The following is a 24,322-nucleotide window of genomic DNA, read 5'->3' on the forward strand; positions in this document are numbered from 1 at the left end:
GCCCGGGCTGCCGGGATGAATGCCGTGAGTGCCGGTGCGGGTCTGCGTGGGCGGGTCCTCGCGCGGATTCCGCGTGGCGCGAAGCAGCAGGTGAAGACCGGGCTGGTCGATCTGCGCCGTCAGGCACCCGCGTCGCTGGTGCGCACGGCCGAGAAGCGGGCGGGGCGGGTCGTCGCGACGCCGCAGCTCCTCGACCGGGCGGCGCAGGCTCGACCGACGCCGCCGCAGACTCCGACGCGACTGTGGGTGGGGCCCGCCAACTTCGCCGGTCAGGGAGACGCGTGGGCGCGCGCGGTCGAGCGGCACCTGGGCGATCCGGAGGTCGGGGCGACGTCGATGAGCGTGGCCGGCCCGATCCGATTTCCGGTGGACTACGAGGTCGAGCCCGAGGTCTTTCGCGACCTCGCCTGGCAGCGGGAGCAGCTGACCGCCCTGCGCGGCTGGACGCACGTGCTCGTGGAGGCCGAACGCCCCGTCACCGGAACGCTCTTCGCCGATTGCGCCGCGGAGGCGCGGGCGCTCGAGCGGCTCGGTCTCCTCGTCGCGCACCTCTCGCACGGCTCCGACATCCGGGCGCCCGACGTGCACGCCGCGACCCATCCGCACTCGCCGTTCACCGACCCGAGCGACCCCCGCGTCGTCCGGCTACAGCGCCTCACCGACCGCAACGGCCCCTACCTGCGCGAATCGGGGCGGCCGTCGTTCGTGTCCACCCCCGACCTGCTCGATCACGCGCCCGACGCGATCTGGTGCCCGGTCGTCGTCGACGCAGACCTCTGGGCGACGGACACGACTCCGCTGTACCGGGATCGGCCGATCGTCGTGCACGCGCCGAGCAACGGCTGGCTCAAGGGCAGCGACCTCATCGACCCGCTCATGACCGAGCTGCACGAGGCGGGCGTCGTCGAGTACCGCACCCTGCGGGGGCTCGACCGCGCCGGGATGCTGCGGGAGTACCGCGAGGCCGACATCGTGCTCGACCAGTTCGTCCTCGACCTGTACGGCGTCGCCGCGGCCGAGGCGATGGCGGCCGGTCGGGTCGTCGTCGCCTCCGTGGGGGAGTCGGTGCGCGCGCGGGTGCGTGAGGCGTGCGGTGAGGAGGTGCCGATCGTCGAGGCGGGCCCCGACGACCTCGTCGAGGTCATCCACGGCATCCTCGACGACCGCGACGCCGCCCGCACGACGGCCGCCGCGGGTCCGGGATTCGTGCGCCGGGTCCACGACGGCACCCGTTCGGCGCAGGCCCTGGCGACCTTCCTCGGCTGAGGATCGCCCCCACTTCGCGCCGAGACCGCCGCCTATAACCGGCGGTTTCGGCGGGGAGGTCGGGACGTGCGCGTCCCAGCGAAGGGTTGACGGAGGGCGCGGTTAGGCTGGCGCAGAACCCACCTGCCTCGCCTGAGGAGAACCCGTTGACGGACGTCAGCCCCCTCGACACCCCGCCCGACCCCGACGAGCGGTACGACGAACTCGTCGTCGTCACGCCCTGGTACCCCACGCAGGACAACCCGATGTGGGGCAGTTTCGTGCGCGACGCCGTCACGACCCTGGCCCGGCACCACCGGGACCCGATCACGGTCGTCCACGTCGACTCCACCCCGGTCGAGGGTGAGACGCGGGCCTCCTGGGCGGAGGTCGAGGAGCGTCCCGAGGCGCGGGTCGTGCGGGTGTACGCCCCGATGGATCCGATGACGCCGCGGCACGAGGCCATCGACATCCAGCGGCAGGCGCTGCTGGAGCACGCGCTGCACCACATCCGTGAGGCGACGTACGTCAACGCGCATGTGGGAGCCCCCACCGGCGCCGCCGTCGCGCCGCTGCTGGCGCGCCCGACCCGGTTCGTCATCACCGAGCACGCCACCTACGTGCGGGCCGTGTTCAAGGACTTCGACGCCGCCACCGACTACCGCGCCGCCGTCGCGCGTGCGCAGGCCGTCATCGCCGTCGGCGACGAGTCCGCGGGCGTACTGCGCCGGCTCTGTGGGCAGCAGGCCGAGATCATCTGGGCCGTGCCCAACCCAGTCCGGTTCGACGACATCCCCCTGCGGGCCGCACCGATGCGTAGCCCCGACCGCTGGCTCTACGTGGGCAGCCTCATCGAGCGCAAGGGGGTCGAGCGGCTGGTCGAGAGCTTCGCCCTCGCCGTCGAGGGCCACCCCGAGCGGCCCTGGCACCTCACGCTCGTCGGCGACGGACCCTTGCGCGCGCAGCTCGAGGAGCGCGTCGGCGAGCTGGGGCTCGCCGACCGGGTGACGTTCGCCGGCATGGTCGACCCCTCGCTCGTCGGCTCGTTCCTCGCCACCCACGACGTCCTGGTCCACCTGTCGGCGTACGAGACCTTCGGCATCACCCTCATCGAGGCGGCCGCGAGCGGACTGCCCGTCGTCGTCACCAGGTGCGGTGGACCGGAGGAGACGATGGCGCTGCCCGAGGACGTGGGCACCGCGGCGTTCGTCCCCCGCGACCCCACACCCGCCGAGGTCGTCGCCGCCGTGGAGTCGCTGCGTCGCGACGTCACCCTCGCCGAGCTGACGCGGGTGCGCGACACGCTGTGCGGCTACTACGGGGTCGAGCGCGTGGCCGATCTGCTGCACAAGCACGTGCTGGGCAAGCCGGCCGAGACACCGCTGACCGAGCCCGGCGACCTGCGCATCGTCGTCGTGTTCCAGGGCATCGTCCAGTGGCGCCGGCTCATGCACGGCATCCAGCGCGCCATCGACATGGGCGCCGAGGTGGTCGCCGTCGACCTGGAGTCGATGACCGCGGGCGTCGTCCCGCCCGGCATGTCCCTCGTCGCGGTGGGGGAGCCCGAGCGGTACAACACGCTGCACAAGGTCGAGCGGACCGTGATCGACCGCGCCCCCGCGCCGTGTTGCGCCAGGCCGGTCGACTGGCCGAGAAGCTGCCCGAGTCCAGGCGTCCGCAGGCCACGAAGTTGCTCGCCCGTGCCGGCACGTTCCACGCGCGCGCCTCCGGGTTCTCCGAGCGCCAGATCTACCGGCGCCCCTGGCTGCTCGTGCGCGGCCTGGTCATGGCCCGGCGCGCCGAATCGCAACCGGAGCTCTACACCGCCGACCACGTCGACGTCGTCGTCCACGGCGGGAGCCGGTTCACCCAGCTCACCTACCGCCTGCTCAAGAAGCACCCCGAGGCCGCCTACCACTCCGGGCCGTTCACCGCCCGGCACGTGGCGCACTGGTGGGGCCGCAAGATCGAGGCGCAGCAGGGCGGGGGTGCCGCGTGAGTCGCGGACACGTCGGGCTCGTCGCGTTCTACTTCCCGCCCTCGCGCGCGAGCGGCGTCTACCGGATGCTGGCGCTGGCCAATCACCTGGTGGAGAACGACTTCGAGGTCACCGTGTTCACGGTCACCCCCGACTTCTTCGAGCACATCACGCAGTCCTCCGACCAGAGCCTGCTCGAGTCCATCGACCCGCGCGTGCAGGTGGAGCGCATCGCGTTGCCGATGCAGCACCTCGAGAGCCACCCACGCCGGTTCTCGTGGCTGCGCGGCAACTTTCCCGAACTGCACCGGCGCCTGTCGACGCGGGCGATCCGCTCGATCTGGCTCGACCAGTACGGCTCGTGGGTGCCGGGGCTGCTCACGCGCATGATGCGGGTGCATCGCGCGCACCCCCTCGACGTCGTCGTCGCGACGGGCAACCCCTACTCCTGCTACCAGGCGCCGTGGCTGTTCAAGAAGGCGACCGGGGTGCCGTACGTGCTCGATTCGCGCGATTCGTGGACCCTCGATCTGTTCACCGACGAACTCGCCTTCCCCGAGGGCCACCCGGCCTACACCTGGGAGGAGCGCACGTTCTCAGGCGCCGAGCGCATCTGCTTCGTCAACACGCCGTTGCTGGCCTGGCACCAGAAGACCTACCCGGCCTACGCCGACAAGATGTCCGTCGTCATGAACGGCTACGACACCTCGGTGCTCACCACGCTCACCGACGCCGTCGAGGAGGCCGGGGAGCCCCGCCGACGCCTCGACGCCGCAGGAGGGTGTGCGGTTCGGGTACGTCGGCACGCTGACCGGCAATCAACCGCACGACAAGGTGTGGGCCGGGTGGCGGGTGGCCAAGGCCGATCCGCGCATGGAGAGCGCCACGATGAACCTGTACGGCCACCTGGGGTTCTTCGGCGTGAGTCGGGCGGTGGCGAACGTGCTGCCGACCGGCGACCCCACCCAGGACTGCACCTGGCACGGTCCGGTGGCCAAGGCCGAGATCGGGGCCGCCTACGCCGCGATCGACGTGCTCGTGATGATCGTCGCCGACTCGCCGTACGTCACCTCCGGCAAGGTCTTCGAGTACATGGCCACCGGCAAGCCCGTCGTCGGCCTGTACGAACCCGACTGCGCCGTGGCCGACGTGCTCGACGATTACCCGCTCGTGGTCAAGGCCCGGTCCTTGGAAGCGGCCGACGTCGCCGAGGCATTCGTCGAGGCCGAGCGTCTGGCGCATACGGTCACGCCGGAGCAGCGTGAGGCGGCCATGCGGTACGCCGAGTCCTTCGAGCGGGTGCGGCAGATGACGCCGCTGGTGGAGGACCTGGGCGCGATCGCGGCTCGTCGACGTCGGGCCGTGGCGAGCGGGCGGGAGAAGATGGGGCGGCAGCGCTGATCAGCGGGTCGGCAGAGCTGATCAGCGGGTGCGTGAGGCCCCGGGGGTGCGCCGGGCGGTGGGTTCGCCCGCCGGCACCGTCCGGCCTCTCGGCGTGAACGCCCCCGCCAGGCGGGTGCTCTGCGCCGCCTGCCGGTCGACGTCGTCCCGGAGTCCGCGATCGGTCCCGCGCCCGTGGGTGCGGTCGCGCAGGGCCGCCGCGCAGGCGCAGGCGTTGGCGAGCATGAGCCACCAGACCGGCAGCGCCAGCGACGAACTCGCGGTGAATCCCAGGGCCACGAACACGAGCAGATGTCCGAGCATCTCGGTGCGCACGATCGCCACCTGCGGGCGCAGCCGGGCGCTGAGCCGGCTGCGCCACGCCACCACGAGCAGGAGCGTCGGCACGAGCGCCAGCGCGGCTCCGACGACGACGCCGTACTGGCTCAGCAGCTCGAAGAACGCGTTGTGCAGGTTGGCGTCGATGGCGATGCCGGAGTTCGGGTCGTTCCACATGATCGGTTCGAACGACCCGGCGCCGGTGCCGAGGTAACCGGACTCGGCCAGGTACCGCAGCGAGACCCGGATCAGCGCGACCCGCAACAGATCCGACTGCCCGGTCTCGGGCTGCATCGCGTCCTGGATCATCCGCAGGATCGGATTGCGGGTGGCCAGCGCCGGCACGACGAACGTGCTGATCACGGCGAGGGCGACGACGACCAGCGCGGTGACGGTGAGGCGGAGGTGGCGGGTCACCGCGTCGCGGACCAGGCCCGGGCGCGCCGCCACGACGCGTGCCATCTCCAGCGCCAGCACGAGGACCAGCCCCAGGACCGCGGCGCGACTCTGGGAGGCGAGGACCAGGAGCCCGGCCCCGACCGCCGCCGCAACCAGCGCGATCCGCACCCGCCGATCGCGCGCGGTCGCCCGCCACGCCAGCAGCGCGACGATCATCGAGAGCAGCACGATCCCGAAGTTGTTGGGGTTGATGTACGTCGCCACCGCGACGCGCCCCCGGAAGGGGAACGGGCGTTCGGGGGTGACCCACAGGTGGTCGCCGGTGACGAGCTCCCAGACGCCGACGCCGCCGACGAGCAGGAGACCGAGCAGCCAGCCGATGCGCCACCAGCGCAACCCCGCTCGTCCCCCGGCCAGCAGGACGGCCACGGACAACGCCGCGCAATAGCCCAGCCCGACCGCCTCCCGCTCGGCGAGCCGCGTGTGCGGAGCGACGTCGAGCGCGTACGGCATCCACGCCCCGAGGACGATCCAGAACAGGAGGAACAGCCACACGGCCGGGCTGCGCCACACCCGCGTCCGCACCGAGAGCAGCACCCCTGCCGCCAGCAGACCCAGGTAGGCCGGCCAGATGAGGTCGGCGGCGTACAGGGGGTTCGACACCAGCCCGCCGGCCTGGATCATGAGGATGATCCCGGCGGTCAGCACTCCGGCGAGGGCCGTGAAAACGGCACCCGTCCGGCGGGGAGACGTGGCCCCCGCACCGGACTCGGTTGGGCTTGGCACGCGCCGAGTCTAGGTGAGCCACGGGCGAACCCGTGGGAGGCCGGGAGCGGGCCGCGGTTCCTCGCGTGGCCGGCCCGCCGGGCCAGGGGTGCTCGCGTAGAGTGACGAGCCATGGGTGACATGCACGTGTTGATGCTGGTGGGGAACAATATTCGGCATGACACCCGGGTACTCAAGAGTGCCCTGGCCGTCGCCGACGGCGGGGCTCGGGTCACCGTCATCGGGTACGGCGACGAGGGGTACCCCGAACACACCTCGTTCGGCGGCGTGGAGATCCACCGGGTCCCCGTCGCCTGGCGGCTGCGCGACAAGGCGCGCGACCGCCGCGACCGGTTCACGGCCGGGTCCCTCGTCCCCGACATGACCGGTTCCGAGCGCCGCATGGTCGTGCGTCGGGCCCGGCTCCGCAGCGCGGAGGCCGCCGAACTGGGCGGACGCGAGCGGGAACTGCGGGCCAAGGCCACCAAGGTCGGCGCCTCGATGCGCACGCGGCTCGGTCGCCTGCAGGAGCGACTCAGCCACACCGAGCAGGAGTGGCGTGCCTCCGCACTCGACTGGTACGACGGCCAGACCCGCCTGGCGTCCTGGCGCCGCGACCTGCCCGCGATCGACGACTACGAGTTCGCGTACTCCGGCCTCGTCGACCGGCTCGACTGGGACGTCATCCACGCCCACGACGTCCACCACATGGGCACGGCCGCCCGCGCGGTCGCCCGGCGTCGCGCACAGGGGCGGGACGCCTGGTGGATCTACGACGCCCACGAGTTCGTACCCGGCCTGTCGCTGTACCCGCCGCGCACCGCGCGGGTGCGCGCGGCCTACGTCGATCTGGAACGCGAGTTCATCCCCTTCGCCGACGCCGTCGTCACCGTCACCGACGCCCTGGCCGCTGAACTGCAGCAACGACACTCACTGCCGAGGCGACCCGGCGTGGTCGTCAACTCGCCGGTGCTCGACGGGGACCTCGAGATCGGTCGACACCACATCCGTGCGGTGTGCGGACTCTCGCCGGACACACCGCTGCTCGTGTACGCCGGGGGAGTGACGGCCGCGCGGGGCATCCAGACGGCCGTCTCCGCGCTGCCCGACCTGCCCGGTGTGCACCTGGCGGTCGTGTGCGTGCCCAGCGCCGAGGTGAGCCCCGCCCGCGACCTCGCCGACCTCGCCACCAGGCTCGGGGTCGCCGACCGCCTGCACCTGCTCGACCCCGTCGCCCCCGACGACGTGTCGGCCTACGTGTCCTCCGCCGACATCGGCATCATCCCGCTCGTCCACTTCGGCAGCCACGAATTCGCCCTGGCGAACAAGTTGTTCGAGTACCTGCACGCCGGGCTGCCCCTGCTCGTCAGCGACTGCCGCGCGCAGGCCGAGTTCGTGCGCGGCCACGACGTCGGCGAGGTGCACCGCGCCGAGGACGTCGCGGACTTCGTCCGGGCGGCCCGCCGGGTACTCGAGCGGGCGCCCGAGCTGCGGCGGCACATCACCGAGAACCCCCAGATGCTCGCGCCCTACGACTGGCACCGTCAGGCCGCGGGCCTGCGTGAGGTGTACCGCGGCCTCGTCGGCGGCGACCGGCTGATCGAGCCGCAGACCCCGACCGACCTCTCGCAGGTGACCGAGGAACCGCTGTGGCGCGACGAACGCCCCAGCGTCCTCGGCATCGGCGCGACGAACGCCGCCGGTCAGGGCTGGGCGTGGGCCAAGGCCGTGGAACGCCACGTCCCCGGTGTCGACACCTACGTCGTCGCCGTCGACCGCGGCGGGCCGCTGACGTTCGACGCCGACGAGGTCGTGCCCTGGAGCGTGTTCCGCACCAATCAGCGCTTCTCGGCCGATCTGCAGCAGCGCATCAACGCCGGCTGGACCCACGCGCTCATCGAGACCGGCCGCTCGCTCATCGGCACGCGGTACGGGCGGGACTTCGTCACCGACGCCGAGGCGCTGCGGGCCGTCGGGATCCGCGTCGGGCTCATCTTCCACGGCTCCGAGATCCGCGACCCCGAGCTCAACACCCGCCGGACCCCGTACTCGCCGTACACCGACCCGCTCGACCCGCTGACCACGTCACTGCAGACCCAGCGCAACGAGTTGATGCCCAAGGTCGAGGTGTTCATCGAGGGCAAGGTCGGGCCGGTGTTCGTCTCGACGCCGGACCTGCTGCTCGACGTGCCCGGCTCGATCTGGCTGCCCGTGGTCGGCGACCCCGGCGTGTGGCACGCCGAGCCGACCGCGTTCGACCGTGAGCTGCCCGTGGTGCTGCACGTGCCGAGCCGCGCCCGCATCAAGGGCACCGAGGCCGCCGACCGGGTGGGCCTGCTGCTCGAGTCCGAAGGGCTCATCGAGTACCGGCGGTTGGAGAACGTCGTGCCGCAGGAGATGCCGAGCCACGTCAAGGACTGTGACATCGTCCTCGACCAGTTCGCCCTCGGCGCCTACGGGGCCGCCGCGGTCGAGGCGATGTTCGCCGGCCGGATCGTGCTCAGCCACGTCGTCGATGCCGTGCGCGAGCAGGTGCCGGGCTGCCCGATCGTCGAGGCGAACCCCGACACCCTCGAGAACGTCATCCGAGCCCTGGTGGCCGACCGCGACCGAGGCCGCGAGGCCGCCAGGGCCGGCCAGACGTACGCGCACGAGTGGCACGACGGACGCCGGTCGGCCCAGATCCTCACCGAACACCTGCGGTTGCACGGGTAGAGCGGGGAGCAGGTAGAGCGGGAGCCGGGCGGCGCCGCGCCGCTCACCCGTGCGCGCGTCGCCGTGCCTCGATGATCTTGACCGCGGTCGTCATGTCCATCGGCGCCTCGTGGGTCGAGACACGTTTGGCGAGCACCCAGGCCGCCTTGCGCGAGCGGGCGTCGAAGGGGACGACGACGTCGGCCCAGGAGGCGAGCTCCGCGGCCTGCGCCGAGCGCGCTACAGCGATGGCGAAATCCGTGGGTACCCCGTCGGAGCGGACGCCGAGGGCCGACCGCAGCCGCACGCCCAGCGGGGAACTGCTGCTGAGCGCCGACATCGGCGAGGCCAGCGGCTGCGGCAGGCGGCGCGTGATCGGGGTCAGGCGCCGGCTCGCGGCGCGGGTCAGTCGTCGCGTCCGCCAGCGCAGCGCCGCGGTGACCCGGCGAGGGTCGGTCCTCGACAGGTGCGCCGTCGTCCCGACCGGCCCCGGCACCCGCCGTGGCACCGTGACGTTGGGGCGGACCGGTTCGGGCCGGCCCCAGTCCAGCGTCGGGCCGAAGACGAGCTGATCCACCACCGGCAGCGCGACCCTCGGGTGATTCCACGACAGGAGAGCGAGGTCGTCCCCGTGCTCCAGCTGCAACTGCGACCGCCACAGTTCGACGGACGCGACGTTGCGGCCGCGTCCGGTGTCGACCAGCACCACCTTCATCGCTGCGCCTCCTTCGTGTGCGTCTCTGGCTGAGAACCGTTCGAGGCCACCATCTCCCGCAGTGCCCGGACGCGCGGACCCATCTGCAGGTCGCGGGCGTACCGGCGGGCGAAGTCCGCGCAGGCGCGGCGCGTGGCCTCATCCGCGGTACGCGCGGCGTGAGCGGCGCGGATCAGGGCGTCGGCGATCGTGTCGGGGTCGAGATCGTCCACGGCAAACCACAGCGGATACTCGCGCAGGACGTCGGTCGCGGCGTTGCGGGGGTCGTGCACCGACACGATCGGCAGCGCGCTCGCGGCGTACTCGAAGACCTTTCCGCTGGTCACGTACAGCCCCGCGCCGAGGATGAGCAGGCACACGTCGAAGGTGTCGTAGACCTCGCGCACCCGCGCCTTGGGCACCGGCCCTTCGTAGGACAGGCCGTCGTCGTCGTGCTCCTCGACGAGCTTGAGCAGCGCGGGAGCCGGGGTCGAGTAGAACCCCAGGTAGCCCCACAGTTGGGCGCGCGCGTCGGTCATGTCGCCGCCGCGGGAGCGGGCCCGTCGCCAGCCCTCCGCGAACTCCTTCATCGGCACCTTGGAGGAGGCCGTGCCGATGTACCCGAAGGTCAGCGGCCCGGTGGAGGCGTCGGTGCGGGCGGTCGGCGCGAAGTCGGGGTCGTAGCCGTTGGCCACGACATGCATCCGGGGCGCGACCTCCGGGTGGCGCTTCACGTGCCACTCGCGGATCGGGTTGTTGACGAACCAGACCTCGCTCGCGCCCGCCAGCAGGCTCCGCTCGATGCGGTCGGCGCGGCCGCCCTCCTCGTGCAGCAGCCCGCCGTCGAACACATCCAGCATCCAGGCGTCGCGGTAGTCCATGACGAACGGCACGCCGTGTTCGGCGTTGAGGACGGCCGCGGCGCAGAAGTCGACGTTGGGGTTGGCGGTGGCGACGGTCAGGTCGACGGGCCGGCGGGCGTGGATCTCGAGCGCCGCCTCCTCGATGCGCGCCCGCCACGGACCGTATCCGGTCTCGGGAAAGTCCTTCTGGTCCAGGCGGGTCCGCCGCTTGCGCCACTGCCGGGGGCCCACATGCGCAGGGTCGACCAGGAGCGGAGGTCGGTCTCCATCGCGGGCCACTCGAACGGCACCCGCACCACCTCGACGCCGTCCGCCACCTGCTCCTCGAGGGAGGCGTCGACGCCGGTGTACTTCTCGAAGGTCTCCCGGTCGGCCGTGAGGACGGTGACGTCGAAGCCCTCGGCGACGAACGCGTTGACCGTCGCGAGCGCCCGGTACACCCCGCCGCCGCGAGAGGGTGGGAATCCCCACGCCACATAGAGCACGTGCGGAGCCTGCGTCGGCATGTCGGGACCTCCGAGGTCGGCCGGGAGCGAACGGAACCGCGGGGCTGCGGCTCCGGCCACAGTATCGGGGGAGGGCGAGGTCGAACCACGCCGCGCCCCCGCGCGTCGGGCATCCGCGCGTCCCGGGCGTGCGTCGGTGCGCTGCCTCTACGCTGGGCGCGAGCATGTCTTCACCCGTTCCCGCAGGAGGCCGCACGTGACCGTTCGTATCCAGCCCAGCGCAGACGTCTCCGACGACGCGATCATCGGTGAGGGCAGCAGCGTCTGGCACCTCGCGCAGGTGCGTGAGCAGGCCGTGCTCGGCGAGAACTGCATCGTGGGCCGCGGCGCGTACGTCGGCACCGGGGTGCGGATGGGCGACAACTGCAAGCTGCAGAACTATGCGCTGGTCTACGAGCCGGCGGTGCTCGAGGACGGCGTGTTCGTCGGACCGGCGGTGGTGTTCACGAACGACCACTACCCGCGATCGATCAGCCCCGACGGCACCCTCAAGCGCGGCGACGACTGGGAGGCCGTGGGGGTCACGTGCCGTCAGGGATCCTCGATCGGCGCGCGTGCCGTGTGCGTCGCACCCGTGACGATCGGCGCGTGGGCGATGGTCGCCGCGGGCTCGGTGGTGACCAAGGACGTGCCCGATCACGCCCTCGTGGCGGGGGTCCCCGCCCGACGGATCAGGTGGGTCGGACGAGCCGGAGTCCCGCTGGAGGAGGCGGGCGAGGGCACCTACCGTTGCCCCGAGACGGGCGAGACCTACCGAGAAGAAGGCGAGACCCTGACCCGCGAGAACTGACGCACGAGAGCCCACGCCCAAACCGCCGGTTATAGGCGGCGGTTTCGGCGTCGTGGGGGGCGCGGGTTGAGGTGGACGACCGGCTCTCGTGCCTCCACCAGCTCCGGCACCAGGGCGAAGAGTCTCGGGAGGATGAGGTGCCGCACCTCGTTGAGAAGGTCCTCTCCTGAGAAGCGCTCGAGGCGATGACCTGCCGCGATGATGGCGCTCTGACGTGCCTCCTCTCGGGACTGCTCCGACGGATCCTCGTACTTTCCCCGACCGTCGAACTCGACGCAGGCGAATGTGCGGTCATGAGGCGGGCCGAGCGCCCAGCCGAAGTCGGCATGAAACAGGCCCTCGGCAGTGTGGACGGGCATCTGGAGGATCGGCGCAGGCAGGCCGGCCGCCAGCGCGACACAGCGCAGACGAGACTCACCGGGAGATTCGGACCCCGGATCAGCCCGCCGCAGGATGTCGCGCGCTTGTCGACACCCCCGCATGGGACCCAGCTGCGCGAGATACCTCACCCACTCCTCGCGGAGGGCCTCGACCTCGTCGCGGTCGTGAGGCTGATCGCGCCGTCGTGGAGGAAGGCGTAGACGCATGGCGCTGTCGGCCACGGCCAGGGCCCACTCGACCGGGAGTGAGGTGATGCAGTCGATGACCGTGCGGGTGAGGCCGGTGACCAGGACGCCGTCGATCTGTGTGATGTCGTCGTCGCTCAACGGCCGGTGGTGACGGACGATGGTGTCACGCTGACTCTTGGTCTTGAACGTCTGCGTGACGTGAACGACCTCGATCCGGGGCGGCACCCACAGCCCGAGGAGGGCAGCGGCGGTCACATGGCTGAACACGGTCTGTGGGCTGAGCCTGGCGGCATCGGCGACGCACCGGGCTCGCAGCACCGTGGTACTTCTGCGCCAGCCCTCCAGCTCTCGAAGGCGGTGTACGGACAGGTACGCACCGTGTTCGATGCGGACGACTTCTCCGGATCGGTGTTCGGCGAGGAGGTGGAGCGGGTCGTGATCCCGACTCAGCATGACCTCGGAACTGGTCAGATCAAGGGGCGCGGGGACGGTGGAGTCCCCCTCGAGTGAACGCATGACATCGAGATGAATCCATGTCGCAGCCTGTGTGGGCCCCTCGATGACGCGACCTGTTGATAACGCCGAAACCGCCGCCTATAACGGGCGGTTTCGGCGATGGGGAGGGTGCGCGCCGAAACCGCCCGTTATAGGCGGCGGTTTCGGCGAGAAGGCGCGGATCGCCCTCCGCCCGGCTTGCTATGTCGGGAGGCGGGCCGAGGACTGGGCCGGGGTCTTGCGCAGGACGTAGCCCTCGAGGAAGCCCAGGCCCCAGCCGTAGTGCATCGCCATGAAGGCGCCCGGGAGGGACGTCGGGTCGACCGAGCGGTCCGCGCTCGGGGCCTTCGGGTCGACCGGTGCGTCGCCGCGGCCACGCCAGGCGTGGACGCTCGCGGCGGTGACTCCCGCCACGTACGGCAGGTACAACGCCACCGCCGACCTGGGGAATCGCGTCGCCAGCAGCGCGAGCCCGGCCGTTCCGGCCACGGCCACCGGGGCGGCGAGGTGGCGGGCGCGGATGGCCTCGCGACCGTTCTTGCGGACCATCGCCGCCTTGCCCCGGCCGTACCGGCGGTACTGGCGGAACAGGTCCTTGACGCTCTCGCGCACGTGCCAGTAGATGTGCATCTTTGGGTCGAACGCGATGCGGTGACCCCGGCCGAGGATGCGGTGGTCGAAGTCGACGTCCTCGTTGACGAGCAACGCCTCGTCCCACCCGCCGACCGCACGGGCGACCTCGGTGCGGTACACGCCGAACGAGGCGTGGTCGGTCTCGCAGAACTCCTCACCGAAGTGGTTGATGGAGTTGCCGACGCCGAACGGGCTCGACAACGCGAGGGCGACGGCGCGGCCACCGGCACTGCGAGCCACACCGTTGCGGATGCCTCCGACCGCGGCCAACCCGGGATCACGCCGCAGATGCGCGACGGCGCGGGCGAGGTAGTCCGGGCTCACCGACGCGTGGCCGTCGATGCGGGCCACGAACTCCCCACGGGCCGCGGCGAGTCCGATGTTGAGGGCGGCCGGGATGGTGCCGGTGGGGTTGTCCACCAACCGCACCCGCGGGTCACCGGCGGCGAGTCCCGCCACGATCTGCGCGGTCGCATCGACGGACGGCCCGTTCATGACGAGGACCTCGACGTCCACGCCGTGATCGGACTGCGCCAGCGCCGACGCGACGGCCTCGGCGACCGCCGCCTCCTCGTTGAGGACCGGCATCAGCACACTCACCTGCGGGTGGGTCGTCATCGTCTCTCCTCGGATCGCTCGTCGGTCGTCGGTCGTCGGTCGTCGCGCGTCGCGCGTCAGTCGGCCTGTCGTGTCAGATGTCGGCGTTTGCGACGCCTGTCGGGCGGTTCCTCCTCGTCGTCGCCCGTGCCCGCCTCCTGGTATCCCCAGGGGGCCGGCGACCACAGCGTGACCACGATGAACGCGGGCACGATGATCGGCTGGGCCGGGGGCTGCAGCAGGAAGAACTGGGCGAGGAGCGTGGCCGCCAGGGCCCGCTCGTGAGCCCGCATGAACGGCACGACCGCGAGCGCCAGCAGCGCTGCGCCGGCGAAGAATCCGTACTCGTAGAAGACCTTGCCCACCATGGGGGCGATGAGGCCGTCGGTGCCGCTGCCCTCGACGGCCTGACGCGAGGAGCCGGCACCGAACCCGACCCACACCGACCACGGCTCGTGGATCCAGCGCGGCACGAGGTAGAGGTAGGGCTCGAAGCTGCGCATGGCCGCCGAGGAGTTGGTCTCGCCGACCTCGGTGACGCGCTCGACGAACACCTGCCCGATGGCCGTCGGGATCGCGATCGCCGTGACGATGACACCCGGGATGACGTACCGCCGCAGCAGCGAGTACTGGCCGCACAGCAGCATCGCCAGGACGCCGACGCCGATGATGGCGAACCCCGACCCGGCGACCGTGGTGAGGATGCCGAGGAAGAGCCAGACGACCTTCCACACCCGGGCGCGCGTGAGCAGCGCGGTCATGAAGCAGACGCCGAGCGTGAACGACATGAACGACGGCTCGAGCATGATCCAGCCGTTGGACTTGTAGATCGGGCTGTCCCACACGATGGGGTAGCTGATCGCGAAGCCCTCGACGTGCAGCGAGCGCGGCAGGATGTCGAACAGCCAGTCCCGGTAGGCCACCCCCGCCAACTGCGAGAGCAGGAAGACGATGGACAGCGAGCTCAGCCACAGGCCGACGGTGGTGACGGCCTCCATCATGCGCCGGTAGGTCAGCGCCGAGCGGTCGACCATCATGAAGATGACCGGGAACCACATCGTCATCCAGAACAGCCAGCTGTTGACGCTGATGAACGGGCGGTCGACGAAGAGGACCTGGGGAGGACCACCGCGGACGACGCCGCGGCAGCCCCCATCCAGAGGATCATCCGGCGCTTCTCGACCGCGAGGATCCCGAACCGCCACGCCGCGAAACACCACAGCACGGTGATGGGGACGGTGAACGGGATCGAGATTCCCGGGATCGAGATGCGCTGGAAGAGGATGTTCAGGACGAACAGCCAGACGATCCACCGGATCGGGTCGTACCGGCCGGCGACCCCACGGCCGTTCCGGCGTGACGCGCCGCGGCGGTCAGCCGTCGACGACGACGCATACGCGGTCGCCGAACTGGTTGACATGCTCATCGAGCCACTCGAATCGGGTCTTGTGCGGACGGACGAGGACGAGGACCATCGCGTTCTCGTCTCGTGCGGCGCGCTTGAGGATGGCGCTCGTGAGAGGGGTCTGGAGCAGGGTGGCCGTGCGCGGGCGCCCGTTCCCGTTCATCGAGTCCCGGCCGAACGCGGCCAGGTCGTCGGTGACGGCCACCTCGCGACCGCCGGCGTGGAAACCGGCGGCGACGGGTTCGACCAGGCCGCGGACCGCACCTGCCGGAGCACGGACGCCGGTGAGCACGACGCGGTCGATGTCACGGGCCTCCATGCTGATGACGGTGGGCAGCTCGCGGGCCGGCACGAACTCGAGGTCGGGGTAGACGCGACGCATCTCGGTCATCGAGGTCATCTGGCCGCGTCGGCCACCGAACACGAGCGCGAGGGCGCCACCGGCGAGGACTCCGCCGAGCAGACCCATCGCGCCGAGCAGCGCGGTGGAGGGTCCTTCGGCGCCCGCGGCCTCGGCTGCCTGCAGCAGGGAGAGACGGCGGGACTGCATGAGCAGCGTGCCCTGGTGGTCGGCCAGCTGGCCACCGAGGCGGGCGACGCGCTGCTGCTCGGCGTCGGGTTCGGTCAGCGGCTGCTGCTTGATGAGTACGCCGGTGGTGCGGGTGAGTTCGGTGAGCTCGTCGTTGATGCGCGCATTGCTCGCCTCGACCGCGGCGTCGGCGAGGCCGTTGGCCATGCGCGCGGCGGTCTCGGCGTCGCGGTCGGTGGCCTTGATCGACAGGAACGTCGTCTTGACCACCGCGGTGACCTCGGCATTCTCACGCAGGGTCGTCATGTCGGCGCCGGTCTTCTGCGCGGCCGACTCGAAGACGTCACGCGAGGACGCCTCGAGCATCGCGCTCTGCACGGCGTCGGCGACGGCCTGCGGATCGGGATTGGATGTCTGGACGCGCACGAGAGCCTCGGCCGTCTTCGGAGCTGAGATGCCGGCGAGTCCCCCACGACTGCACCGACGAGCCCGAGGACGACAGGGATCCACCACCACCGGCGCAGAGTCGCCGCCAGTGACCGCCCCCACGGGTCACGGTTGTTCTCGGCCGTTGTGGCCACGTTGTCTCCCCTTGTCGAGCGTTCAACACGATCCCGGCGGCCCCCGGCCAGTCGGAATGCCGCTTCAGTCTAGTTGCCGCCCCACATCGGACCAATTCGTCTTGGACGCATGATCAAGAGCGTCGCGTCGCTGGTCACGGCCCCGGTGGCGGTTCTGGCCGTCGATGACGACGGTCCACTCCGCGCACTCTAGGTACGGAGGCTGGACGATGACTGAATGCCGGCCGCCCCGCCGCGTCGCTGCTGCCCGTGGCCAGCGGGTTCGTACCATCGGACGGTGAAGATCCTCCGGCGCCTCAAGGACGGCTCGCTCCTCGGGGTGTCCGGTCGGGACATCACCTACCTCTCCTCCGGGGCGTTGATCTCGCAGATTGTCCTCGTCGTCGGCCAGATCGTGACGGCCCGCCTGTACACCCCCGAGGAGTTCGGGCACTTCGCCGTCGTCCTCGCCTGGGCGAACATCCTGGCGGTGCTCGCCACGCTGCGCTACGAGACCGCGATCCCGTTGGCTGCCACCGACGAGGAGGCCGGCGCCCTGGCCAGGCTGTGTCTCATCACGTCCACGGTGACGTCGCTCGTGGTGATGACGCTCCTGTGGGCGAGCGCCACGTCCGGGGCCGAGCTGATCGCGACGCCCGGGGCGTGGTGGGGAGTTCCGCTGCTGTTGTGGGGAACCGCCGCATTCGCCGCCGTGCGGATGTTCGCGGGCCGCGCGGGCGCCTTCGGCCGCGTCGGTCGCGCCGGTGTGGTGGCCTCGGTCGGGCAGGTCGGGGTCCAGGTCGGTCTGGGCGTGGCCGGGGTGTCCTCGGGCCTCATCGCCGGCCAGGGCGTCGGGCGCGTGCTCAACGCCGCGTGGATCGGGGCCGGTGGGGCGCTCCGCTCCGGCGGATCGCTGCGCCAGGTGGTGACGCGGTGGAAGCGGATGCCGTTGCTCAACACGGTGCCGGCGCTGCTCAACGTCATCTCGGTCGGTGCGGTCGCGCCACTGGTGGCGCGGTGGTTCGGGGTGGCGCTTGCCGGCCAGTTCGGTTTCGCCACACGACTCCTGGCGGCCCCGGCGGTCCTGCTAGGTCAGGCCGTCTCCCAGGTGATGTTCCCCAGGTTGGCGCGGCTGGAGCGCACGAGCGGTGAGGCGGGCGCGCAACTGCGCCGGGCCACCGAGGCGCTCACCCTGGTGTCGCTCCCGGTGTTCTCGGTGGTCTGGCTGCTGGGACCGGAGGCGTTCGCCGTCGTGTTCGGCGAGCAGTGGCGCGAGGCGGGGTTGCTCGCCGCGATCATGGCGCCCTGGCTCGCCGCGAACTTCGTCTCCTCGCCGCTGTCCACCTACGCCACGGTGCGCGATCAACTGGGCCGGATCCTGCTCATCTCCGTCGTCGAGGCGACCGTGCGGCTCGCGGGCCTGTACGCCGGTGTGAGCGCCGGATCCGCCATCGTCGGGATCGCTCTCTATTCGCTTGCGGGGCTGGGGATCTGCGTCGCGTTCACCGGGTGGGTGCTCGCCCTGGGTGGCGTCGGACGCCGCGGCCTGCTGCGTGATCTCGCAGTGCCCCTGGTGATCGCCGCTGCTGCCGCCGCCGTCTCGGTGGGGACGCGGTGGGCCGGAGCCCCGACGTGGGTGGTCGTCGCCGTCGGTGTCGCCGGCGTGCTGGCCGTCAGCGTTCCCTGCGCCCGTCGCGTGCTGCGACTGCTGCCCGGTAGATCGCGCTGAGTCTCGCCGCGACCTCGTCGGCCCCGAACCGGCGCTGCACCTGCGTGCGTCGCTCCGCATCGCTCGAGCCGACCTGCGCCGACGTGCCGGATTCGTCGTCGCCCAGGGCCTGCCGGATGCCGCCCCCCAGATCCTCCGGGGTGCTGTGGGTGACGAGCACCCCGGCGCCGGTGAACCACACGCTCTCGGGGCCGCCGCTGCGGACGGCCACGAACGGCACCCCCGAGGCGAGGCCCTCGATGAGGGTCATGCCGAAGGTCTCCACGGGACTCGCCGAGACGAGCAGGGCAGCTCCGCGCAGCACGCCCGCGACGTCGCTGCGACGCAGATGCCCCGTGAGCACGACCCGCTCATGCACCCCCAGTTCCCGTGCGGTGGTGGTCAACCGGGACGCCTGAGGTCCGTCCCCGACGAGGACGAGGCGGTGGCGCTCGCGCAGGTGCGCCGGGAGGGCCGCGTAGGCGCGTACCAGGGTCTCCATGCCCTTGTGCGGCATGAGCGTGCCGATGCTGACGATGTCGCCGCGTACCGCCGCGTCGGGTGCGCGGAGGGTGAAGTCGGCGGGGAGCACGTTGGGCACGACCTCGACGTCGGTGGCCGGGATCGCCTCGGCCTGCCGGGGGCTCACGGCCACCACCCGCGCCGCGGCGCGGTACACCCGGGCGGCGGTACGCACCTCGCCGGCGGCGAGCTGACCGCGCAGGAACGCGCTGGAGTGCTCGGTGACGACGACCGGGACGTGGGTCTGCGCCCGGGCCGCGTAGCGCACCGCGGCGACCCCGGCGGGAAAGACGTTGTGGGCGTGGACGACCTCGGGGGCCGGGTCGAGCCGGCGCAGGTCACGCATCATAGTGGCGGTGGCCAGGGTTCGACCGACACCGTCGTGGGCCAGGCGGCCGAGGATCCGCCACCGGGCTCCCGTGGAGGCGGACTGCGCGGAATCGGGCAGTGCGGACTCGGGCAGTGCGGACTCGGGCTGCGCGGGGGCGGCGGCGTGTCCCGCAGGACGCCCGAGCCGGCCACGCACCCGGTTGGCGAGGCGGCGCAGCGTGGGCGGTTCGTGGTGGATGACGCACACCTGGTGACCGGACCCGCGCAGGGCCTCGACCTGGTCGCGCACGAACATGGCCCGCTCGGGAGCGCGCCGGGTCGGGTACTCCCCGGTGACGACGGCGACCCGCATCAGCGCCCGCGCCAACCCGTGAGCGGCGTCAGCAACCGGCTGCGCACCCGCCAGAGGACCGGGTGTGACATCGAGGCGAGCGCGATCCGGTCGACCGGGGGCAGATCCGCATGCAGGAGTCGCAGGGTGCGGCCCTCGTGACGCAGCCGTTCGGCCTCCCGTTCGGCCGCGAAGCGGTGCCGGTACTCCTCGGGCAGGACGAACCGCTCGGTGGACAGGAGCGCGTCGTAGGCCGTCATGCGGGCGTGGATGGCACGGTCCATCGCCGCGAACGACTTGTTGCGGGGGTTGGAGTTGCCCGCGTGACGGCGGTAGCGGGTGACGACGTCGGTGGCGTCGACGCGCACCTCGGCGAGCGCGTCGGCGGCGTTGCCCATCCAGATGTCCTCGGAGACCAGGTGTTCGGGCAGGGGCATGACCAGCTCCGCGAGGGCGCGGGTCATGGTGATCGAGCCGCCCGACATGCTGCCTCGGCGACCGCGGGGCACCACCGTCTCGGCCCGCGCGGCAGTGTCGGAGGCCTCGGACGGGCCAGGCCCCGCAGACGCCTCGACCAGCAGCGCCAGTTTGAAGAACCCGACGGCCCGGCTGCGCACGTGCGGCCCGACGGCGCGGACGCGGGCGGCGAGGGAGTCGGGGGGCATGAGGTCGTCGCCGCCGAGGTGGCACAGCAGGTCGCCGGTGCTGTGCGCGTAGGCGAGGTTGAAGGCGGCGTTCTTGCCGAGCGCCTCGCCCGTGCCGAGCAGACGCACCCGCTCGTCGCGGTCGGCGTACTCGCGGGCGATGGTGGCCGTGCGGTCGGTCGACCCGTCGTCGACCAGCAGCAACTCGAACTCGGCGTGCGTCTGCGCCAGCACGCTGTCGAGCATCGCCGCCAGGTGCGCCTCCTCGTCGCGCACCGGCGACATGATCGACACCCGGACGGACGGATCGGGCGGGGGCATCGGCGTGCGGTGCTCGACGAGCAGGCTCATCGTGGGGGCCCCTGGTCGCGGATCCCCGCCCACTCACGGTGCCGGCGGTGGGTCGACAGGATGAAGCGGACGGCCCGTTGGGAGCAGTTGTCGATGGCGTAGTCGGCGGGCAGGACGGCGTCGGTGTGGTGGTCGGGGCCGATGGCCGCCACCGCGTCGCGGATCCCCTCGACGACGCTCACCGGGTCCAGGCCGGTCATGACGATCGCGCCGGTGTCGAGGGCCTCGGGCCGTTCGATGGAGTCGCGCAGCGTCACCGCGGGGAAGCGCAGCAGCGAGGACTCCTCGCTGATCGTGCCGGAGTCCGACAGCACGCACAGGGCGTCCTGCTGCAGGCGCACGTAGTCGATGAACCCGATCGGCGGGTGGAACGTGATGCCCGAGAGGTCGATGTCCTCCGCGCCCGGTCGCGCCGCGAGCAGGTCGAGGCGCTTGCGCGTGCGCGGGTGGGTCGACACGAGCACCGGCACCTCGAAGGTGTCCCGGGCGGCGACCAACGCGCGCAACAGGGCCGACAGGCGTCCGGGGTCGTCGACGTTCTCCTCCCGGTGCGCCGAGACCAGCAGGTACCCGCGCGGATCGAGACCGAGGTCGGTGGCGGCGGTGCTCGCCGCGAACGCCTCGGCGTGGTGGTCGAGCACCTCCTTCATCGGGGAGCCCGTGAGCAGGATGCGGCGGGGGTGCAGCCCCTCGGCCAACAGGTTGCGGCGCGCGTGCTCGGTGTAGACGAGGTTGAAGTCGGCGACGTGGTCGACCAGGCGGCGGTTGGTCTCCTCGGGGACGTTCTCGTCGAAGCAGCGGTTGCCGGCCTCCATGTGGTACACGGGGATGCGCATGCGCTTGGCCATGATCGAGGCGATCGCGGAGTTCGTGTCACCGAGGATGAGCACCGCGTCGGGCCGCTCGGCGGCGAGCACCTGCTCGGATTTGATCAACGTCTCACCGAGCACCCGCCCGAGGCTGGAGGTGTCGACCTCGAGGAAGTGGTCCGGCCGGCGGATGCCCAACTCGTCGAAGAAGATCCCGTTGAGTTCGTAGTCGTAGTTCTGCCCCGTGTGGACCAGGACGTGCTCGCACGTGCGGTCGAGGCGGTTCATGACCCGCGACAGACGGATGATCTCCGGCCGGGTGCCGACGATCGTCATGACCTTGGTCATCGACTACTCCTTCGCTTCGGTCGGGTCGGGCTCTGGGTCGGGCCGGGCTCGTGCAACGCGGCCAGGTCGCGTTCGTACCGCAGGAGCCGGCGTCCTTCGGGGGTGGTCGTCGTCTCGCTCTCCACCCATCCGCATCGACGATAGAAGGCTCGCACGGCGTCGTTGTCGTCGTGGTCCGTCTGCAGATAGGCTCGTCGGGAACCTGCCACCGCGGCGCCGGCGCACCAGCGCTGCTGGAGGGCGGCACCGACGCCCGTTCCCGCGACCGAGGGGTCCACGACGATCGAGGAGAGCAGGGAGAACGACGGGTCGGGGGCGTCACCCCGGTAGGTGAGGCCGCGCACCAGCCGCGGCACCGATCTCGGGGACGTGAGAGCCCCCGAACTCCCGCCAGGGCGAACGCGAGACCACGCCGGCGGAGCAGTCGTCCGTAGAACCCCGCCGGTCGGGTCGTCCCCACCACGACACCCACGGGGCGACCGCTCGCCAGGCGCGCCACGACCGCCACGGCCGTGGGGTCGTCGAGGTGGCCGCGGTAGAACTCGCGCAGGAAGGGCAGGCCGAGGCTGGTGAGGAAGAACCCGGGGAATCCCCGCCGGTGGATCCGCGCCAGCTCGGCGACGTCACTGGTCCGCAGGCCGGTGTAGGTGAGCTCCGGGTTCATGACGCCGCCGACGTGGGGCGATCGCGCCCGGTGAGAACCGGCAGCGGGTAGGTGTCGGGCCGATCGGGGTCGAAGAGTTCGTTGGTCCAGAAGGACGTCACGAGCTCGTCGTCGCCGATGTTCTCGATGGAGTGGGTCCAGTGCGTCGGCATGTCGATCACCGCCGGTTCGTCTCCGGTGACACGGAACTCGAGGACCTCGTCGGAGAGCACACGGCGCAGGCGGATGAGGCCGGTGCCCGAGAGCACCTGGAACCGTTCGATCTTGTGCAGGTGCACGTGGTCGCCGCGGGTGAACCCCGGGTTGGTGCTCGACACGAACGCCTGCCCGGTGCCGCCGTGCACCCGGATGGTCTCCACGAGCGTGCCCCGCTGGTCGGAGCGGGGGACCGGCCGCAGCGGGTAGGCCTGCGGCCACATCGCGGCGCGCAGGGTGTTGAACAGGTGGACGTCGAACTCGCCGGTCAGCGCAGGGATCTCACCGACCGGCGCGTAGATCCGGTGCATGTGCGTGAACCGCTGCGCAACCTCGGAGATCAGCGTCGGCCGTCCCGGTGGGCGGATCGGCTCGGAGCCGCCCGTCGTGCTCACCTCGTCGGTGTCCATCGCGGCCAGCAGGGCCGCGGCGGCGTCCTGCACGTGGAGCAGCGGGAGTTCGCGGTCGCCGACGATCTTCGGGGTACCACCGGTCGCGACGAGGTGGGCGAACGTGGCGACGAAGCTGTTGTAGTGGGGCCGGCCGTGCTCGCCGAACAGACCGGTGAACCGCACCTCGCGCACGGCCGCGCCGGCGCGCTCACCCCAGGCGCGTAGCACGTCGCCCGCGCGGCGTTTGCCCGTCGCGTAGGGGGAGTCGGCGCCCCAGTGTCCTTCGTCGACATAGGTGCTCCCGGCATAGACGACCGTCGGTGTCGCGCGCGCCGCCTCCAGCGCCCGCACGAGCTCCTCGGCGAGGGCGGTGTTGCCGTCGGCGAGATCCGCGTCGTCGCCCCGGTTGTACCCGGCGAGGTGCAGGACGGCGTCGGCGTCGCACAGCAGGTCGGGCAGGGCCTCCCACTGCGCGCGTCCGACGGGGACGACCACGTCGTCGGGCCGGGTCAGCAGCAGCCGGGTGCGGGTGTGCAGGCCGAGGAATCCGTTCGCCCCGGTGACGACGATGCGCATCAGCGGCCCTCCCGGGAGGCGCGGAGCACCTGCACCTCGGGGAGCGTCATCAGCAGGTCGACGGCGCCGTCCACGTCGAGACGCTCGGTGTTCTCCGAGGTGTAGTCGTCCTGGGTGCTCGCCCGCGGATCGCCCTCCTCGAAGTACGGCGCATAGTCCATCGAGCGCGCATCGACCGGCACGCGGAAGTAGTCGCCCTCGTCGACGGCGGTGGCGCGCTCCTCGCGGGACAGCAGGGTCTCGTGCAGCTTCTCGCCGTGGCGGGTGCCGATGATCTGGAGGGGGTGGTCGGGCACGCCCATCACCGTGGCGACCGCACGCGCGAGGGTCTCGACGGTGCTCGCCGGGGCCTTGCGGACGAACAGATCGCCGGGCCGGGCGTGGGTGAAGGCGTACTCCACGAGATCGACCGACTCCGACAACGACATGAGGAAGCGGGTCATCGCCGGATCGGTGATCGTCATGGGCTCCCCGGCGCGGATCTGTTGCACGAACAGCGGGATCACCGACCCGCGCGAGTACATCACGTTGCCGTAGCGCGTGACGCTCACGGTCGTGGACGCCTCGGGGTGGCGGCGGGCGAAGGCCTGCGCGGTCTTCTCCATCAGCGCCTTGCTCATGCCCATGGCGTTGACGGGGTAGACGGCCTTGTCGGTGGAGAGGCACACGAGCCCGCGAACCCCGGCGGCGTGCGCGGCGTCGATGACGTTGCCGCTGCCCACGACGTTGGTCTTGACCGCCTGATCGGGAAAGAACTCACAACTCGGGACCTGTTTGAGGGCCGCCGCGTGGAACGCGAAGTCGGCGCCGACGAACGCCGCGTCGACACTCGCGCGGTCGCGGACGTCGCCGAGGAAGAACCGCAGCCGCGGATCGGCGAAGGCGACACGCATGTCGTGCTGCTTGGCCTCGTCGCGCGAGAGCACGTGAACCGCGGCCACGTCGAGGGCGAGCAGATGCCGGGCCATCGTCGACCCGAACGACCCCGTCCCACCCGTGATCGCGACGGTC

At 71.5% G+C, this 24,322-nt stretch carries 20 protein-coding genes; 6 read left to right on the forward strand and 14 right to left on the reverse strand.

Annotation, left to right across the window (positions count from 1 at the left end; genetic code table 11):
- The first annotated feature begins 15 nt into the window (after window positions 1–15).
- From QQK49_RS03400 to QQK49_RS03415, 3 genes are all read left to right on the forward strand, one after another.
- A complete protein-coding gene (locus QQK49_RS03400) occupies window positions 16–1,266 on the forward strand; it encodes a hypothetical protein (RefSeq protein WP_284302706.1) in 1,251 nt (416 codons plus the stop codon).
- A 146-nt stretch (window positions 1,267–1,412) separates the two neighbouring features.
- Complete coding sequence (locus QQK49_RS23545) at window positions 1,413–4,034, forward strand: glycosyltransferase (protein WP_348536073.1); 2,622 nt, start codon at window positions 1,413–1,415, stop codon at window positions 4,032–4,034.
- Window positions 4,007–4,624 carry a glycosyltransferase gene (locus QQK49_RS03415; RefSeq protein WP_284302707.1) on the forward strand — a complete coding sequence of 206 codons (618 nt, stop codon included), beginning with the start codon at window positions 4,007–4,009 and terminating at the stop codon, window positions 4,622–4,624. Before QQK49_RS23545 ends, QQK49_RS03415 begins: the two co-directional genes overlap by 28 nt.
- Window positions 4,625–4,645: 21 nt before the next feature.
- Here the strand turns inward: QQK49_RS03415 and QQK49_RS03420 are convergent, their stop codons facing one another.
- The gene (locus tag QQK49_RS03420) at window positions 4,646–6,127 is read right to left on the reverse strand and encodes an O-antigen ligase family protein (RefSeq protein WP_284302708.1); all 1,482 of its coding nucleotides are present in this window, start codon (window positions 6,125–6,127) and stop codon (window positions 4,646–4,648) included.
- A gap of 111 nt (window positions 6,128–6,238) precedes the next feature.
- On the opposite strand from QQK49_RS03420, the gene QQK49_RS03425 reads away from it, so the two are divergent.
- The gene (locus QQK49_RS03425; protein ID WP_284302709.1) at window positions 6,239–8,821 is read left to right on the forward strand and encodes a glycosyltransferase family 4 protein; all 2,583 of its coding nucleotides are present in this window, start codon (window positions 6,239–6,241) and stop codon (window positions 8,819–8,821) included.
- 43 nt (window positions 8,822–8,864) lie between these two features.
- Here the strand turns inward: QQK49_RS03425 and QQK49_RS03430 are convergent, their stop codons facing one another.
- Together QQK49_RS03430 and QQK49_RS03435 are read right to left on the reverse strand one after the other, a co-directional pair.
- Window positions 8,865–9,515, reverse strand: a complete 651-nt coding sequence (locus QQK49_RS03430; protein WP_284302710.1) for a hypothetical protein — start codon at window positions 9,513–9,515, stop codon at window positions 8,865–8,867.
- Window positions 9,512–10,588, reverse strand: coding sequence for a glycosyltransferase family protein (locus QQK49_RS03435; RefSeq protein ID WP_284302711.1), 1,077 nt, complete (start codon window positions 10,586–10,588; stop codon window positions 9,512–9,514). The genes QQK49_RS03430 and QQK49_RS03435 overlap by 4 nt, the downstream gene beginning before the upstream one ends.
- 471 nt (window positions 10,589–11,059) lie before the next feature.
- Here QQK49_RS03435 and QQK49_RS03440 point away from each other — a divergent pair, with 471 nt between their 5' ends.
- Entirely contained in the window at window positions 11,060–11,653 is a 594-nt protein-coding gene (locus QQK49_RS03440; protein ID WP_284302712.1) for an acyltransferase, read from the forward strand.
- A gap of 29 nt (window positions 11,654–11,682) precedes the next feature.
- Here QQK49_RS03440 and QQK49_RS03445 read toward each other — a convergent pair whose 3' ends face one another.
- The 5 genes from QQK49_RS03445 to QQK49_RS03465 form a co-directional block, all read right to left on the reverse strand.
- A complete protein-coding gene (locus QQK49_RS03445; protein ID WP_284302714.1) occupies window positions 11,683–12,738 on the reverse strand; it encodes a hypothetical protein in 1,056 nt (351 codons plus the stop codon).
- Window positions 12,739–12,918: 180 nt separating this feature from the next.
- Window positions 12,919–13,968: a glycosyltransferase gene (locus tag QQK49_RS03450; RefSeq protein WP_284302715.1), complete on the reverse strand. Its 1,050-nt coding sequence runs from the start codon at window positions 13,966–13,968 to the stop codon at window positions 12,919–12,921.
- Between the two features lie 56 nt (window positions 13,969–14,024).
- Window positions 14,025–15,011, reverse strand: coding sequence for a hypothetical protein (locus QQK49_RS03455; protein ID WP_284302716.1), 987 nt, complete (start codon window positions 15,009–15,011; stop codon window positions 14,025–14,027).
- Entirely contained in the window at window positions 15,008–15,373 is a 366-nt protein-coding gene (locus tag QQK49_RS03460) for a hypothetical protein (RefSeq protein WP_284302718.1), read from the reverse strand. The genes QQK49_RS03455 and QQK49_RS03460 overlap by 4 nt, the downstream gene beginning before the upstream one ends.
- Window positions 15,321–16,307, reverse strand: a complete 987-nt coding sequence (locus tag QQK49_RS03465; protein WP_284302720.1) for a hypothetical protein — start codon at window positions 16,305–16,307, stop codon at window positions 15,321–15,323. Before QQK49_RS03465 ends, QQK49_RS03460 begins: the two co-directional genes overlap by 53 nt.
- 432 nt (window positions 16,308–16,739) lie before the next feature.
- Between QQK49_RS03465 and QQK49_RS03470 the strand changes: the two genes are divergently transcribed.
- Entirely contained in the window at window positions 16,740–18,170 is a 1,431-nt protein-coding gene (locus tag QQK49_RS03470; RefSeq protein WP_284302722.1) for a lipopolysaccharide biosynthesis protein, read from the forward strand.
- Here the strand turns inward: QQK49_RS03470 and QQK49_RS03475 are convergent.
- The 6 genes from QQK49_RS03475 to QQK49_RS03500 all read right to left on the reverse strand — a co-directional run bounded on the left by QQK49_RS03475 (window position 18,115) and on the right by QQK49_RS03500 (window position 24,312).
- Window positions 18,115–19,353: a glycosyltransferase gene (locus tag QQK49_RS03475; protein ID WP_284302723.1), complete on the reverse strand. Its 1,239-nt coding sequence runs from the start codon at window positions 19,351–19,353 to the stop codon at window positions 18,115–18,117. The two genes, QQK49_RS03470 and QQK49_RS03475, sit on opposite strands and share 56 nt — an antisense overlap.
- Window positions 19,353–20,327: a glycosyltransferase family 2 protein gene (locus tag QQK49_RS03480; RefSeq protein WP_284302724.1), complete on the reverse strand. Its 975-nt coding sequence runs from the start codon at window positions 20,325–20,327 to the stop codon at window positions 19,353–19,355. Before QQK49_RS03480 ends, QQK49_RS03475 begins: the two co-directional genes overlap by 1 nt.
- Window positions 20,324–21,484: a non-hydrolyzing UDP-N-acetylglucosamine 2-epimerase gene (gene wecB, locus QQK49_RS03485; RefSeq protein WP_284302725.1), complete on the reverse strand. Its 1,161-nt coding sequence runs from the start codon at window positions 21,482–21,484 to the stop codon at window positions 20,324–20,326. Before wecB ends, QQK49_RS03480 begins: the two co-directional genes overlap by 4 nt.
- Window positions 21,481–21,828 carry a GNAT family N-acetyltransferase gene (locus tag QQK49_RS03490; protein WP_284302727.1) on the reverse strand — a complete coding sequence of 116 codons (348 nt, stop codon included), beginning with the start codon at window positions 21,826–21,828 and terminating at the stop codon, window positions 21,481–21,483. Before QQK49_RS03490 ends, wecB begins: the two co-directional genes overlap by 4 nt.
- A gap of 316 nt (window positions 21,829–22,144) precedes the next feature.
- Window positions 22,145–23,311: a polysaccharide biosynthesis C-terminal domain-containing protein gene (locus QQK49_RS03495; RefSeq protein WP_284302728.1), complete on the reverse strand. Its 1,167-nt coding sequence runs from the start codon at window positions 23,309–23,311 to the stop codon at window positions 22,145–22,147.
- On the reverse strand, window positions 23,311–24,312 hold the full coding sequence (locus QQK49_RS03500) for a polysaccharide biosynthesis protein (RefSeq protein ID WP_284305812.1): 1,002 nt from the start codon (window positions 24,310–24,312) through the stop codon (window positions 23,311–23,313). Before QQK49_RS03500 ends, QQK49_RS03495 begins: the two co-directional genes overlap by 1 nt.
- Between the last annotated feature and the right edge of the window lie 10 nt (window positions 24,313–24,322).

The sequence above is a fragment of the Mobilicoccus caccae genome, from assembly GCF_030161635.1.
Lineage (GTDB): Bacteria > Actinomycetota > Actinomycetes > Actinomycetales > Dermatophilaceae > Mobilicoccus > Mobilicoccus caccae.